Source organism: Bradyrhizobium sp. NBAIM01, assembly GCF_020194115.1.
In the GTDB taxonomy this organism is placed as follows: domain Bacteria; phylum Pseudomonadota; class Alphaproteobacteria; order Rhizobiales; family Xanthobacteraceae; genus Bradyrhizobium; species Bradyrhizobium yuanmingense.
In genome coordinates, this window is record NZ_JADYVU010000007.1 from 148821 (window position 1) to 162862 (window position 14042).

12 protein-coding genes are annotated in these 14042 nt (G+C 65.2%); 10 read left to right on the forward strand and 2 right to left on the reverse strand.

The genetic code is table 11. The features are described 5' to 3' along the window. The first annotated feature begins 99 nt into the window (after nucleotides 1-99). The 6 genes from I6F31_RS22935 (at nucleotide 100) to I6F31_RS22960 (ending at nucleotide 5849) form a co-directional block, all read left to right on the forward strand. The gene (locus I6F31_RS22935; protein ID WP_036014490.1) at nucleotides 100-1041 is read left to right on the forward strand and encodes an ABC transporter permease; all 942 of its coding nucleotides are present in this window, start codon (nucleotides 100-102) and stop codon (nucleotides 1039-1041) included. After that, the gene (locus I6F31_RS22940) at nucleotides 1041-1949 is read left to right on the forward strand and encodes an ABC transporter permease (RefSeq protein WP_225140567.1); all 909 of its coding nucleotides are present in this window, start codon (nucleotides 1041-1043) and stop codon (nucleotides 1947-1949) included. Before I6F31_RS22935 ends, I6F31_RS22940 begins: the two co-directional genes overlap by 1 nt. Next, nucleotides 1946-2935, forward strand: coding sequence for an ABC transporter ATP-binding protein (locus tag I6F31_RS22945; protein WP_225140566.1), 990 nt, complete (start codon nucleotides 1946-1948; stop codon nucleotides 2933-2935). Before I6F31_RS22940 ends, I6F31_RS22945 begins: the two co-directional genes overlap by 4 nt. Then, nucleotides 2932-3960: an oligopeptide/dipeptide ABC transporter ATP-binding protein gene (locus I6F31_RS22950; RefSeq protein ID WP_225140565.1), complete on the forward strand. Its 1029-nt coding sequence runs from the start codon at nucleotides 2932-2934 to the stop codon at nucleotides 3958-3960. The genes I6F31_RS22945 and I6F31_RS22950 overlap by 4 nt, the downstream gene beginning before the upstream one ends. A 25-nt stretch (nucleotides 3961-3985) precedes the next feature. Further along, nucleotides 3986-5551, forward strand: a complete 1566-nt coding sequence (locus I6F31_RS22955) for an ABC transporter substrate-binding protein (protein WP_225140564.1) — start codon at nucleotides 3986-3988, stop codon at nucleotides 5549-5551. Nucleotides 5552-5711: 160 nt separating this feature from the next. Further along, complete coding sequence (locus I6F31_RS22960) at nucleotides 5712-5849, forward strand: hypothetical protein (protein ID WP_162130853.1); 138 nt, start codon at nucleotides 5712-5714, stop codon at nucleotides 5847-5849. 6 nt (nucleotides 5850-5855) lie between these two features. On the opposite strand, the gene I6F31_RS22965 is transcribed toward I6F31_RS22960, so the two are convergent. Together I6F31_RS22965 and I6F31_RS22970 are read right to left on the reverse strand one after the other, a co-directional pair. Then, nucleotides 5856-6521, reverse strand: coding sequence for a GntR family transcriptional regulator (locus tag I6F31_RS22965; protein ID WP_225183450.1), 666 nt, complete (start codon nucleotides 6519-6521; stop codon nucleotides 5856-5858). Between the two features lie 7 nt (nucleotides 6522-6528). After that, entirely contained in the window at nucleotides 6529-7941 is a 1413-nt protein-coding gene (locus I6F31_RS22970) for an FAD-binding oxidoreductase (protein ID WP_225186152.1), read from the reverse strand. A 164-nt stretch (nucleotides 7942-8105) separates the two neighbouring features. On the opposite strand from I6F31_RS22970, the gene I6F31_RS22975 reads away from it, so the two are divergent. The 4 genes from I6F31_RS22975 (at nucleotide 8106) to I6F31_RS22990 (ending at nucleotide 14025) form a co-directional block, all read left to right on the forward strand. Beyond that, on the forward strand, nucleotides 8106-8990 hold the full coding sequence (locus tag I6F31_RS22975) for a dihydrodipicolinate synthase family protein (RefSeq protein ID WP_225147296.1): 885 nt from the start codon (nucleotides 8106-8108) through the stop codon (nucleotides 8988-8990). Nucleotides 8991-9183: 193 nt separating this feature from the next. After that, nucleotides 9184-11517, forward strand: a complete 2334-nt coding sequence (locus I6F31_RS22980; RefSeq protein ID WP_225147297.1) for a TonB-dependent siderophore receptor — start codon at nucleotides 9184-9186, stop codon at nucleotides 11515-11517. 2 nt (nucleotides 11518-11519) lie between these two features. Then, nucleotides 11520-12716 (forward strand): PepSY-associated TM helix domain-containing protein, encoded by a 1197-nt coding sequence (locus I6F31_RS22985; RefSeq protein ID WP_225186153.1) that lies wholly within the window; start codon nucleotides 11520-11522, stop codon nucleotides 12714-12716. Nucleotides 12717-12792: 76 nt separating this feature from the next. Continuing rightward, nucleotides 12793-14025 carry a rhodanese-like domain-containing protein gene (locus I6F31_RS22990; protein WP_225186154.1) on the forward strand — a complete coding sequence of 411 codons (1233 nt, stop codon included), beginning with the start codon at nucleotides 12793-12795 and terminating at the stop codon, nucleotides 14023-14025. Nucleotides 14026-14042 lie beyond the last annotated feature (17 nt).

Sequence of the window (14042 nt, forward strand, 5' to 3'; positions counted from 1 at the left end):
TGCTTCATTAGAAAAACGTTTAACTAAGACCAGGGAGGCAATGGTGCGTGGGCTGGATGGCGTCCGGCGATCGCCGGTCTGCATTTGCAGGCGCTCGGCATGACCGGCTATGTGGTCGGTCGGCTGTTCGCGGCCATCCCCGTGCTGCTCGCCGTCGCGGTATTCGTCTTTCTGCTGCTCAGCCTCGTGCCGGGTGATCCCGCCGTGCTGATCGCCGGTGACTTCGCCTCGCCGCCACAGGTGGAGGCGGTGCGCCAGGCGCTCGGACTCAATCTGCCGCTGCTGCCGCGTTTCCTCGCATGGGCCGGCCGCATCCTGAGCGGCGATTTCGGCCTGTCGCTGTTCAGCCGCATCCCGGTCTCGCAGCTCGTCGCCCAGCGGATCGAGCCGACGCTGCTTCTCTCTCTCATGACGATCACGATCGCGGTCGTCGTCGCCGTGCCGCTCGGCCTCGTCGCCGCCTATCGTCCGAGGGGGCTCGTCGCGCGCCTGACCATGGCGGGGGCGGTGCTCGGCTTCTCATTGCCGGTCTTCGTCGTCGCTTTCGCGCTTGTCTATACGCTCGCACTCGGCCTGCACTGGTTTCCGGTGCAGGGCTATAAGCCGCTGTCGCAGGGCGTGCTGGCCTGCCTGCATTCGCTCGTGCTGCCCGCGATCTCGCTGAGCTTCCTCTATATCGCCTTGATCGCGAGGGTGACGCGCGCTGCGGTGCTGGAGGTGCTGCGCGAAGATTATGTCCGCACCGCCCATGCCAAGGGGCTCGCGGCCCGCAAAATCATCGTACGGCACGTGCTCAGCAATGCCGCAGTCCCGATCATCACGGTCGTCGGCATCGGATTTGCCGCGCTGCTTGGCGGCGTCGTCGTTACCGAGACCGTGTTTTCCATTCCCGGCCTCGGCCGGCTGACCGCAGACTCCATTCTCCGGCGCGACTATCCGGTGGTGCAAGCCCTGATCCTGCTGTTCGCCTTCGTCTATGTCGTCGTCAATCTCGTGGTCGACATTCTCTACGCTGTCGTCGATCCGCGGATCCGGTACTGATGCAGGACGAGCCGATGGCGATGACCCACGCAGCTGAAGGGCTCGATGCGCCGGACATCGGTGTCAACCGGTTTGCGCAGATCGCGAGCCTGCCGGTTCGCCAGCCCATACTGGCTCTGAGTTGCGTTCTGCTGCTCGCCTTTGGCGTGACGGCCGTCGTGAGCCCGTGGATCACCGCGGATCCCGCTGCGCTGGACCCGCTGAACCGGCTTCAGCCGCCGTCGCCGGCGGAGCCCTTCGGCACCGATCAAGTCGGACGTTCCGTGTTTGCCCGCGCGCTGGTGGGAACGCGGGTTTCGCTGTCGGTCGGCATTGCCGTTGCGGTTCTCACCACGCTGATCGGCGTGTGCATCGGTGTCATCGCCGGTTATTTCCGCAGCGTCGACAAGATCGTAATGCGCGCGATGGATGCGGTGATGGCGATCCCCGCGATCCTGCTCGCGATCGCACTCGTGGCGCTGATTGGCGCTTCGCCCATCGTGATCGTCACGGCGATCAGCCTCCCGGAAATTCCCCGCATGGCGCGCGTGGTGCGCGCCAGCGTTCTCAGCTTGCGCGAACGCGTCTATGTCGAGGCCGCCATCACTTGTGGCGGGCGTCCCGTGACCATCCTGCATCGTCACATCCTGCCCGGCGCTGCCGGGCCGATCATGGTGCAGTCGACCTACGTCTTTGCCTCCGCGATGATCCTGGAATCGATCCTGTCGTTTCTCGGTGCAGGCACGCCGCCCGACGTGCCGAGCTGGGGCAACATGATGTCGGAGGGACGGCAGTTCCTGCAGATCGCGCCGTGGATTCTCGGCTTCCCAGCCTTGATGCTGGCGATGACGGTGCTCGCCGCCAACCTGCTCGGCGATGCGCTTCGCGACCTGCTCGATCCGAGCTTTGCGGGAGGCGAGATGCGATGAGTACGCCGCTGCTCTCCGTCGAGAACCTCTCCATTACACTCAACAGGCGAGGCACCCCGGTGCCGCTCGTCCGCAACGTCTCGTTTGCGATCGATCGGGGTGAAACGCTGTGCCTCGTCGGCGAGAGCGGCTGCGGCAAGAGCCTGACCGCGCTCTCCATCATCGGCCTGCTCAACCGAAGCGTCATGCAGGTCGCTTCCGGTCGCATCCTCTTCGAGGGGCGCGATCTCGTCACGCTCGGGGCCGAGGAACTGCGCAAGCTCCGGGGCGACCGTCTCGCGATGGTGTTTCAGGAGCCGATGACGTCGCTCAATCCGCTGCTGCGGGTCGGCGAGCAGATCGCGGAGGTGATCGTCGAGCATCGTGGCGTGTCCGAGGCGGACGCGCGGCGGCAGGCGGTCGGATTGCTCGATCTCGTCCGCATTCCGGATGCGCGGCGACGGGCCTCCGAATTTCCGCACCAGCTTTCCGGTGGCATGCGGCAGCGCGTGATGATCGCGATGGCGCTCGCCCTGCGCCCTGCATTGCTGATCGCCGACGAGCCGACCACCGCGCTCGACGTCACCATCCAGGCCCAGGTCTTGACCCTGATCGACGATCTGCGTCGCGAGTTCGGCACGTCCGTGCTCCTGATCACGCACGATCTCGGGGTGGTCGCGGAAATGGCCGACCGGGTCGTCGTGCTCTACGCCGGCAGCATCGTCGAGCAGGCCGGCGTCAACGGCATCTTCGATGCCGCGGCCCATCCCTATACGCGCGGCCTGCTTGGGGCGATCGGCCAGCTCAACAGCGGCATCCGCGATCGTCTCGTCGAGATTCCCGGCAGCGTGCCGAGCCCGGTCTCGCTCGGCACCGGCTGCGCCTTTCGCCAGCGCTGCGGCGCGGCGATGCCGGTGTGTCACTCGGAGCCGCCGTTGTTGTCGGGCGCTGACGAGCACCTGACGGCATGCTGGCTGGGCAAGGCCGGCGCGATGGTGCCGGCATGAGCGCCGTCCTCGAGGTCTCAGGTCTGACCCAGATCTTCACCTCACGGCAGGGGCCGTTCGGATTGTTCGGCCGGCGCGATCTTCGCGCCGTCGACGACGTCAGCTTCGTCGTCGCGCGCGGACGTACCTTCTGCCTCGTTGGTGAAAGCGGCTGCGGCAAGACCACGATCGGCCGCATGGTCGTGCGCCTGTTGCGGCCGACGGCCGGCTCGGTCCACATCAATGGCGAGGACTTCGGCAATCTCTCCGGCGAGACGCTGCGCAGGAAGCGCCAGCAGGTGCAGATGGTGTTCCAGGATCCCTTCGCCTGCCTCAACTCGCGCATGACCGCGGCGGAGATCGTCGAAGAGCCCTTGCAGAATTTCGGCATCGGCGATGCGGTGTCGCGACGGCGGAAGGTCGCGCGTCTGTTCGACCAGGTCGGACTGCCCCAACATTTTCGCGCACGTCTGCCGCATCATCTGTCGGGCGGACAGCGGCAGCGCCTCGGCATCGCGCGGGCGCTCGCCGCGGATCCCGCGCTGATCGTCGCGGACGAGGCGGTCGCGGCGCTGGACGTGTCGATCCGCTCCCAGATCCTGAATCTCCTAAAGGATGTCCAGCGCGAGATCGGGATCTCCTATCTGTTCATCTCGCATGATCTCGCCGTGGTGCGCTATCTCGCGGACGACGTGGCGGTGATGTATCTCGGCGCCATCGTCGAGCAGGGGCCGGCGAAAGCCGTGTTCGCTGCACCGGTGCATCCGTATACGCGGGCGTTGATCGATTCCGTCCCTGCGGTCCACCCGCGCAACCGGCGCCGCCGCGCGGCTCTCGAAGGCGAGGTGCCGAGTGCCGCTTCGCTGCCGTCCGGATGCCGCTTTCGCACGCGCTGTCCGTTCGCGACGGACATTTGCGCGCAAGCGGCGCCGGCGATGACTGAAGTCACGCCCGGCCATGCCGTCGCCTGTCATCACGCAGGATCGCTGCCACGCTTCGACGCGCCGGGTCCGGGCCGGGCCGTAGCCCCCGACGCAGTTGCCTAGAAACAGAAAACGGGAGGAGTACCAAATGAGATCGCCGAACGGAACATTTGCGGTCATGATGGCGGCAGGTTGGCTGGGTGCAATATCGCCTGCCGTTGCGGAGACGGTGCTCAAGATCCGCCCCTTTGGCGATCTCAAGCAGATCGATCCCGTGATCACGTCCGACTATATGGTTCGTAACCACGGCTATATGGTGTACGACACGCTGTTCTCGCTGGACGAGAAGCTCGTCGCGCAACCGCAAATGCTGGAGTCCTTCGCGGTCAGCGGCGATCAACTCACCTATTCCTTCACGCTGCGCGGCGGCCTGACTTTCAGCAACGCGCAGCCGGTCACCGCCGAAGACGCGGTCGTTTCGCTGAAGCGCTGGTGGCAGCGTGACGGCCTTGGGCAACAGCTTGCCTCCGTCAGCGACAGCCTGACCGTTAAGGACGAAAAAACCTTCGAGCTGAAGCTCAAACGTCCTTGGGGGCTGGTGATCGACGCGCTCTCCAAGCCGAGCTCCAATGTGCCCTTCATCATGCCGAAGGGGATCGCTGCGACGCCGGCGGACACCGCCATCACGGATGCGACCGGCTCGGGTCCCTTCATCATGAAGAAGGACGAGTGGGTTCCGGGCTCCAAGGTCGTTTACGTCAAGAGCCCGTCCTACAAGTCGCGCGCGGAGCCGGCGAGCGGGCTTGCCGGCGGCAAGCTCGCCAAGGTCGACCGGGTCGAATGGCATTACATCCCGGATGCGCAGACCGCGCTCAATGCACTCCAGGCCGGCGAGATCGACATTTTCGAGGAGGTGCCGCCGGACTTCCTGCCGACGCTTGCCGGCAATCCCGACATCAAGACGATGCCGCAGGACACGCTCGGCATGCAGATGGTGTTCCGCATGAACATTTCGGTCCCGCCGTTCAACAATCCAAAGGTCCGGCAGGCGATCAGCTACATGATCGACCAGGACAAGTTCGCGCGAGCCTATGTCAGCGACCCCAAGCTCTACAAGAGCTGCCCGAGCTTCTACATGTGCTCATCACCCTATTTCACGGCTGCCGGCTGGACCAAGCCCGATATCGAAAAGGCCAAGAAGCTGATCGCCGACAGCGGTTATGACGGCACGCCCGTCGTGGTGCTGCATGCCACCGAAAGCGGGCCGACGAATACGTTCAGCCTCGTCGCCGAGCAGATGATGCGCCAGATCGGCCTCAAGGTCGAGCCGCAGGCGATGGACTGGGGCACGCTGGTTGGACGCCGCGCGTCCAAGGAAACCGTCGACAAGGGCGGCTGGTCGCTGTTCATGTCGGGACCGACGGGCGCCGACATGTTCGAGCCGGTCGGCCACCTTGGGCTGCGCGCAAACTGCGACAAGGCCTGGTTCGGCTGGCCTTGCGACGAGCAGATCGAAAAGCTGCGCAACGAATTCGCGTTGGCGACAGATCCCGAGCAGAAAAAGAAGATCGCAGCCGACCTCCAGCTCCGCGCCGTCGACTATGTGCCGTATTGGCCTGCTGCACAGCTCTATCTGGTGCGGGCGGTACGCAGCAACGTTGACGGCCTCGTAAAGGGAGCGGTCCCGGTCTACTGGAACATCACCAAGAAGTAGTGCGATCCGGCACGGCGCCGGAGGAACCAATCGCTCCCAGCAACATTCAAATTGAGGGTTCGACGCGGGCCCGGGTTGCGCGCGCCTCCATCGTCTCGGCGTCCGTGACGTCGCCTCTGGCGATGGGGGAATCGTGGGTACGGTCATAGAGAACTTGCTGATGCGGAAGCAGAAGCTGGTGGAACAGCTCGAACAGGCGCCATCGGTGGAGGATCGCGACCGAATCGAGCACCAGCTCGAGCAAATCAACACCGCGCTCGATTTTCTCGACAGGCCGGGATCGAAGGAGGAGCGGTAGAGGCGCTCAATCCACCTTCAACGCCCTAGCATAGACCATTCCCGAATTCGTGATGTGCGTCGTCATCAGGCCTTCGAAGGCGGCGAACTCGCCGCGCGCGAACAGATCGAGCAGCTTGCGGTGCTCGTCGAAGGACGTGCGGGTGCGCACGTCGATCGGCGAGGTCAGATTGGTGCGCAGCGCGGCGACGCGGCCGGAGACGAGCTGATAGGATTCGGCGAGATAGCGGTTGCCGCAATGGGCGAACAGCGCCTCGTGAAAAGCGGTGTCGGCGCGGCCATAGGCGATGTTGTCCTTTGCCGCGACGGCCGGCTCCATCGCCGCGATCGCCGCGCTCATGGACGCAATCGCGCCGTCGCGGTCATTGCGGAAGGCGAGCTCGGCGGCCTTGGGCTCGAGCGCAATGCGGAAGGTGCAGAGCGCATGGATGTCGTCCGCACTCGGCGTGAAGACGAAGCTGCCGACCTGGGGTCGGATCACCACGAGTCCCTGCGCCTGCAGCTGGCCCATGGCCTCGCGCACCGGTGTGCGGCTGACGCCGAAGGAATTGGCCACCATCTCCTCGGAGATGGCAGCGCCTAACGCGAACTCGCCGTCGATGATGGCCTGGCGCAGCCGCAGCATCACCCGCTGCGACAGCGATTTCGGCGTATCGAGCTTGAGCGATCGCATGGTGCGTTCAGATCACCTTGCCGGGATTGAGCAGGTGATCGGGGTCGAGCGCCGCCTTGAGCGTGCGCATCAGCGCGATCTCGGCCTCGCCCCTCGCATGGCCCAGCCATTGCTTCTTCAAGGTGCCGATGCCGTGCTCGGCGGAGACGCTGCCGCCGAGCTCGCGGACCAGACCGTAGATGATCGCGTCCATCTCCTCCTTCGGCTGTTGCGCGACGGAAAGGCCGGTGACCCAGGAGACGAGATGCAGATTGCCGTCGCCGATATGGCCGTAATAGACGCTCTCGCAGCCCTCGATGCCGGTCGCGAGCGCCGTCTTGCAGCGCGTGACGAACTCGTTCATGCGTGCCACGGCAAGGCCGATATCGTAGGAGATGTGCGGCCCCAGCACCTGGCCGAACTCGGCGCAGATGTCGCGCACGCGCCAGAAGGCCTGCGTCTGCGCCAGCGATTGCGCCACCGCGGCATCCGCCAGCAGCCCGCGCTCCATCAGCTCCTCGAGCCAGCTCTCAAAGCGCGGCGCATCGATGCTCTCGTCGGTGCCCTGCGCTTCCACCAGCACGTAGAGACCGTGGCCTGGGGCGACCGGGGGCTTCACGCCGGCGCGCGCCGTGATCACCTCCCAATAATCCGGCCACATCACCTCGAAGGCGGACAGCAGCGGGCCGAGCCCTGAGCGTGCGGCATCGAGCAGCGCGATCACCGCGGCATAATCCTTCAAGGCGCACAGCGCGGCCATGGTCGAGCGCGGCTTCGGGAACAGTTTTAGCACCACGCGCGTGATGATGCCGAGGGTGCCTTCCGAGCCGATGAACAGATGCTTCAGGTCATAGCCGGCATTGTTCTTCATCAGCTTGTTGAGGCTGGTGATGACGGTGCCGTCGGGCAGCACCACTTCGAGACCAAGCACCAGCTCGCGCGTCATGCCGTAACGGATCACGCGGTTGCCGCCGGCGTTGGTCGAGAGATTGCCGCCGATCGCGCAGGAGCCGCGCGAGCCGAGATCGAGCGGAAAGAAGAAGCCGGCTTCGTCGGCCGCCTTCTGGATCGTCTCCAGCGGCGTGCCGGCTTTCACCGTCATCGTCATCGAGGCGCGATCGATCTCCTCGATGCCGGTCATGCGCTCCAGCGAGATCGCGACCCAGCCCGCTTCGGGCGAAGCGCCGCGGCACAGTCCGGTCAGTCCGCCCTGCGGCACGAACGGCAGATGCGCCTGCCGGCAAGTCGTAATCGCGTCGGCAACGCCCTGCGCATCGACGGGGCGGATCACCGCGCGCGGCGTCTGCGGCAGGCTCGCGCTCCAGTCGTTGCAATTGCGCGCCGGCACATCTGTGCCAACAAGCACTGCCAGCGCGCCGAGCCTGTCGCGCAACGCGCCGAGCAATTGGTCGGGGCGTCCGGTGGGGGTCACCATGTTCATGCGAGACCTCCTCAAGATCTGGCCGCGCACATGGCGCGGATGATTGCATGAACGTTGTATGTAAGGTACAAGACCAAAAGTAAAGTGAAAACAAGGTCTCGGCAAGCGCGAAAGATCGTTGGAGATCAGCGGCTTGGCCGGGTGCGGCAGCAAAGGGTGGTGTGATGGCCGAGGCAATTTGCGGGTTCTGGGTGGCGTCGGCGACGCCGCTGGCGACGGACGGCAGTGTCGACGCCGCCAAGCTCGCCTCTCACGCCAAGCACCTCTTCGGCAAGGGCGTCGACGGCGTCGTGCTGTTCGGCACCACCGGCGAGGGGACCTCATTCAACGCCGCCGAACGGATTGCGACGATCGAAGCGATGCTCAAGGCCGGGGTCGCGGCGGAGCGCATCGGAATCGGCGGCGGCTTTCCGGCCATCACCGACAGCATTGCGCTGACGCGCGCCGTGCTCGGCCTCGGCCTGCGCCACGTGTTGCTGCTGCCGCCCTATTTCGATCGGAGTGTCACGCATGAAGGCATCGAGGACGCCTTTGCGGCCGTCATCGACGGTGTTGCCGACGATCGCCTGCGCGCCTCGCTCTACCACATTCCGCAAGTCTCGGGCGTTGCGATCCCGACGACAGTCGCCGCAAGCCTGCGCAAGCGCTACGGCCAAGTGGTTGCCGGTCTGAAGGACTCCAGCGGCGACTTCAAGCAGTTCCAAGCATTCCGTGCCGCCGCGCCCGAGCTCGCCATCACCGTCGGCAACGAACCCGATATCACTCGCGCGATCGCCGCCGGCGGCGCCGGCACCATCTGCGGCATGGCCAACATTGCGCCGGAGCTGGTCAAGGCGATGGTTGACGGCAAGAACGTCGAAGCGCGCATGCAGGCGGCGGTCGACGTCGTGCTGAAGACGCCCTCCCTTGTCCCAACGCTGAAGGCGATCCTTGCGGCGCAGACCGGCGATGCAGGTTGGTTGCGCGTGCGTCCGCCGCTCCGCGCTTTGTCGGACGGCAGTGCGTTCAAGCGGAAGCTCGACGAGTTGATCGCTCCCGCCATCGCGTGATCCGTGAAATCTCGGGTCACGATTTCGCGTGCAGCGTGTCATGCGCGGTGCACCGGCAATTCATGATTGCTGTTCAGCATCCGCCTCCTCTTAGAACAATTCAACACTAGAGCGATTCAAGCCCGGCTACGGTTCTCCTTGATCGCGGCGGCTGTTACAGGCGCACACTTCAATGCTCCTGACTTGAAGTGGAATGAAAGTGCGTGCCTTCGTGGATGGCCAACGTGACAACGGCCATCGAACCCGTGCCGGCAAGAGCCGTGCAGGTCTTCTCATGGGAGCAGCGGTGCTGCTCATCGAATATCCCTCCATCACGACGAGCGCACAGGCGCAATCGGCTCTGCCGCCGGTGACGGTGGAGGCGCCGGCGCCACGACCGAAGCCGGCACGTGCATCGGAGCAGTCGTCACGCCGCGCGCAAACGGCGGCGCGCCGCCAGCCCAGCCGCAATCCCGCACCCGCGGCGCCGACGCTGTCGGAGCGCGCCGCTGCCGTAGCCGCCGCACAGCAAGCCGCAAAGCTCGGCTACCGCGCGATGCCGAGCGCGACCACGCTGCGCAGCGGCGCCTCGCCGCTCGACACCTCGCAGGCCGTCAACGTCGTGCCTGCGCAGGTGCTGAAGGACCAGCTCCCGCGCAACATCGACGACGCGCTGAGCAACGTCTCCGGCGTCACCCAGACCAACACGCTCGCCGGCAGCCAGGACGCGGTGATCCGCCGTGGCTTCGGCGACAACCGCGACGGCTCGATCATGCGCAACGGCATGCCGCTGGTGCAGGGCCGCAGTCTCAATCCTGCGGTCGAAAGCGTCGAGGTGCTGAAAGGTCCGGCTTCGCTGCTCTACGGCATCATGGATCCCGGCGGCATCGTCAACACCATCAGCAAGCGGCCCGAGCTCTATCAGCATGGCTCGGTCACGCTGCTCGGCTCGGCCTTCAGTGCCTCCAAGACCGGTGCCGACGGCCTGCTCGACGTCACCGGTCCGATCGGCGACCAGGGGCTCGCCTATCGTTTCATCGGCTACGGCGTCAGCGAGGATTATTGGCGGAATTTCGGTCGTCACCGCGAGATGCTGGTTGCGCCCTCGCTCGCGTGGTACGGCCAGGACACCACGGTGCAGCTGAACTACGAGCACCGCGAGTTCATCTATCCGTTCGACCGCGGCACCGCGTTCAATCCGGTGACGAAGGCGCCGCTGGCCGTGCCCGCTACGCGCCGGCTGGATGAGCCTTTCAACAACACCTGGGGCACGTCCGATCTGATCCAGGCTTCGGTCGAGCACCGCTTCAACCAGGATTGGAAGCTCTACGCAGGCTACAGCTACAACACCGAAACCTTCAGCGCCAACCAGCTCCGCATCACCGGCATCAATTTCACGACCGGCGTCGAGACGCGCAGCAACGACGGCACGGGAAGCTCGCTAAGCAATGTCAGCTATGGAACATCCTATGTCTCGGGCGGCTTCTGGCTCGGCGACATGCGCAACGAGGTGCTATTCGGCGGCGACGGTCAGTATCGCACGATCTATCGCGACGTCTTGATCCGGCAGACAACTCCCGCCTTCAACGTCTACGATCCTGTCTATGGGCTGATCGGGCCTGGAACCAGGGTGTCGAACCCCGACAGCGCCCAGACCGACAAGCTTGGCCAGTGGTCGCTGTTCTTCCAGGACACGCTGCATCTGACCGAGCGGTTCGCACTGGTCGGTGGTGTGCGCTATATGGACTACGATCAGATCGCCGGACGCGGAAAGCCGTTCAACACCAACACAAACGTGTCGCAAGACAAGGTGCTCCCGCTTGGCGGCGCGATTTTCAAGCTGACCGACCAGATCTCGCTTTATGCGAGCTACACCGAATCGCTGAAGCCGAACTCGACGATTGCGCCGATCGGCGTGGTGATCGACTCCAGGGTCGCGCCCGAGGAGGGTGTGTCGTACGAGACCGGCGTGAAGTTCGACATCAACCGGCGCATCTCCGGGACCGTCGCATTCTACGACCTCGACAAGAAGAATGTGCAAACGACGAAGACGAACAGCGCGGGCGTGGTGGAGCTTCACACCGTCGGCCGCGCTCATTCGCGCGGCCTCGAAATCGACGTCACCGGCAGGCTCACCGACAGTTGGGCATTGATTGGGAGCTATGGCTATACCGACGCCCGCGTGACGGTCTCCGAGGATCTGACGTTGCTCGGCAAGAAGCTGCAAAACGTCGCCTTGAACACCGCTTCGCTCTATCTGGTCTACGACTTTGGCACCGCCTTGCCCGGCCAGCTCCGTCTCGGCGGCGGCGCGCGCTATGTCGGCGACCGTCCGGGCGATTCGATCAACAGCTTCTTCCTGCCGTCCTATGTCGTCGCAGACCTCTTTGCGACTTACGAGACGAAACACGAGCAGTTTCCGGTGGTGTACCAGGTGAACGTCAAGAACCTGTTCGACACGGTCTACTATCCCTCAGCCGTGAATAATTTAAACGTCGCTATCGGCGACGCGCGCCGGGTGTCTCTCTCGGCAACGGTGAAATTCTAGCGATGGCAGCGCGGCCGGGGCACATGATCAAAGCTATCCTGCTCCAGGTCCATTCCATCGCGGGCCTGGTGCTCGCGCTGCTGCTCGCTTTGATCGCGCTGACCGGCGCGATCATGAGTTTCGAGGACGAGATCGTCGATCATCTCAACGCCGGCATCATGCACGTCGTGCCGCGCGAGATGCCGGCGCTGATGCCGGACGAGCTGGTCGCGCGGCTGAAGGCGGGGCAGGATTTCGGTCAGGTCTCGGCCGTCATGCTGTCGAGCGATCCGACTGCGGCCGTGCGGGTCCGCTTCGCGCGCGACGAGCAGGGCGCGCGGCCGAATTCGCTCTATGTCGACCCCTATGATGCGCGCGTGCTGGGTGCGCCGCGCGGCGAGGCGTTTTTCGCGACGGTTCGGAAGCTGCATCGCTGGCTGCTGATATCAGGCGATGCCAAGGGCTGGGGCCGCCAGATCACCGGTGTGGCCGCGCTCGGCCTGATCGTCATGCTGGTCTCGGGCCTCGTGCTGCGCTGGCCCCGTCGCGCGCGCAGCGTGAAGATGTGGCTCAAGCCCAATCTCGGTCTCAGCGGACGCGGGCTGCATCGCTCGCTGCATGCGGTGATCGGCACCTGGGTTCTTCCGGTCTATCTGGTGATGACGCTCACGGGCCTGTGGTATTCGTTCGACTGGTACAAGGACGGCGTCGTCTGGCTGCTGTCGCGTCCAGAAGTCTCTGCCGCGAAGATGCAGCCAAGAATGTCCGCGAAGGCGCCGCGTGCGGCGGCTCGTTCCGAGCCGGCTCAGCCGATCGGGTTCGACCTGGCATGGACGACGTTCCGGCGTGAGGAGGGCGACCGCTTTGCCAGGGCTCTGCTGACGCTGCCGCCGGGGCCTGGCACGGCGATACGGATCCGGTCGTGGGGGAAGGATTCGACGCTGGACACCACGCGCGATGAATTCCGCATCGATGCCGTCACCGGTCAGGTCGCCTCCGCCGAACGTTACGCCGACAAGACGTTCGGCGAGAAGATCATCGCCAACATGCTCGATATCCATCGCGGCGCGGTCCTGGGCTGGCCCGGCAAGCTCGCCTTCATGATTGCGGCGGCCCTGATGCCGCTGTTCTCGGTCACCGGCATTTTGCTCTATCTGTCGCGCCGCAAGCTGCGGCGCCCGGCGCAGCCGCCGCTCGGCCGGCTCGTTCCGGGCGAGTGAGTTGCTGCCGAAGAGGCTAGCCAACACCTCGACAATCGTTCAAAAGCCCGTGGCACGTCCTTGTCAGGTTTTCGCCATGAAGCTTCCCACCGTCACCCCCGCCGATATCCGCCGCGCCCTGCTCCTGCGCGAAGAGATCGCGCTGCTCGATCTCAGATACGAGGCCGCCTTTGCCACCGGCCATCCGCTGTTCGCAGCCAACATGGCCGCCGACCGGATTGTGATCGAGGCCGAGGTGCGGCTGCCGCGCAAGGACGTGGCGATCGTGCTCTATGATGACGGCGAGGGGCTGGTCGCGACGGGCGCCGAGCGTCTGGCTGCACTCGGCTACACCAATGTCAGCGCACTCGACGGCGGGCTGAAGGCGTGGCGCGATGCGGGGTTCGAGGTTTTCGAGGACGTCAATTCCTATTCCAAGGCTTTCGGCGAGCTGGTCGAGTCGCGTCGCCACACGCCCTCGCTGAGTGCCGACGAGGTGGCAAAGCTGATCGCCGACAAGGCCAACATCGCCATCCTCGACGTCCGCCGCTTCGACGAATACGCGACCATGAACATCCCGGGCTCGGTCAGCGTGCCCGGCGCGGAGCTGGTGCTGCGGGCAGGCCAGGCCGCGCCCGATCCTGAAACCACCATCATCGTCAATTGCGCCGGCCGCACCCGCTCCATCATCGGCACCCAATCGCTGATCAATGCCGGCGTGCCCAACAAGGTGCGGGCGCTGCGCAACGGCACCATCGGCTGGACGCTGGCGAGGCACGCGCTCGATCACGGCGCCGACAGGCGCGGCGCGATCGGCCCGTTCGAGGGCGGTCCGGCCAATGCCCGCGATGTCGCCTATCGCGCCGGTGTCCGTCACATCGGCGCGAACGAGATGGCGGCGCTGGTCGCAGAGACCCATCGCACGCTGTATCGCTTCGACGTGCGCGATGCCGAGGACTATGCGGCCGGGCATCTCCCCGGCTTCCGCCATTATCCCGGCGGCCAGCTCGTGCAGGAAACCGACATGGCAGCGCCGGTGCGCGGCGCGCGCATCGTCCTGACCGATGACAAAAGCGTGCGCGCCGACATGACGGCGTCCTGGCTGGCGCAGATGGGTTGGGAAGTCTACGTGCTCGAAGGCGGCTATGACGGCGCGCTCGAGGTCGGCCCGCCGCACGCCTTGCCGAAGCCGGATCCGGCCCACCGTTACCGCCGGCCCTATGAAGGCACCGATGTGGCCGAAGCTGCGATGCAGGCCTATCTCGATTGGGAATACGGCCTCGTCGAGCAGCTCCGCCGCGACGGCACGCACGGGTTCTATGTGATTTGACCGAGCTCTGGGATGCC

Coding starts and splice junctions, on each gene's coding strand:
- I6F31_RS22950 (WP_225140565.1), top strand. CDS start 2,932: ATGAGCGCCGTCCTCGAGGTCTCAGGTCTGACCCAGATCTTCACCTCA.
- I6F31_RS22975 (WP_225147296.1), top strand. CDS start 8,106: ATGGCCGAGGCAATTTGCGGGTTCTGGGTGGCGTCGGCGACGCCGCTG.
- I6F31_RS22980 (WP_225147297.1), top strand. CDS start 9,184: ATGAAAGTGCGTGCCTTCGTGGATGGCCAACGTGACAACGGCCATCGA.
- I6F31_RS22960 (WP_162130853.1), top strand. CDS start 5,712: ATGCGGAAGCAGAAGCTGGTGGAACAGCTCGAACAGGCGCCATCGGTG.
- I6F31_RS22945 (WP_225140566.1), top strand. CDS start 1,946: ATGAGTACGCCGCTGCTCTCCGTCGAGAACCTCTCCATTACACTCAAC.
- I6F31_RS22965 (WP_225183450.1), bottom strand. CDS start 6,521: ATGCGATCGCTCAAGCTCGATACGCCGAAATCGCTGTCGCAGCGGGTG.
- I6F31_RS22955 (WP_225140564.1), top strand. CDS start 3,986: ATGAGATCGCCGAACGGAACATTTGCGGTCATGATGGCGGCAGGTTGG.
- I6F31_RS22940 (WP_225140567.1), top strand. CDS start 1,041: ATGCAGGACGAGCCGATGGCGATGACCCACGCAGCTGAAGGGCTCGAT.
- I6F31_RS22985 (WP_225186153.1), top strand. CDS start 11,520: ATGGCAGCGCGGCCGGGGCACATGATCAAAGCTATCCTGCTCCAGGTC.
- I6F31_RS22970 (WP_225186152.1), bottom strand. CDS start 7,941: ATGAACATGGTGACCCCCACCGGACGCCCCGACCAATTGCTCGGCGCG.
- I6F31_RS22935 (WP_036014490.1), top strand. CDS start 100: ATGACCGGCTATGTGGTCGGTCGGCTGTTCGCGGCCATCCCCGTGCTG.
- I6F31_RS22990 (WP_225186154.1), top strand. CDS start 12,793: ATGAAGCTTCCCACCGTCACCCCCGCCGATATCCGCCGCGCCCTGCTC.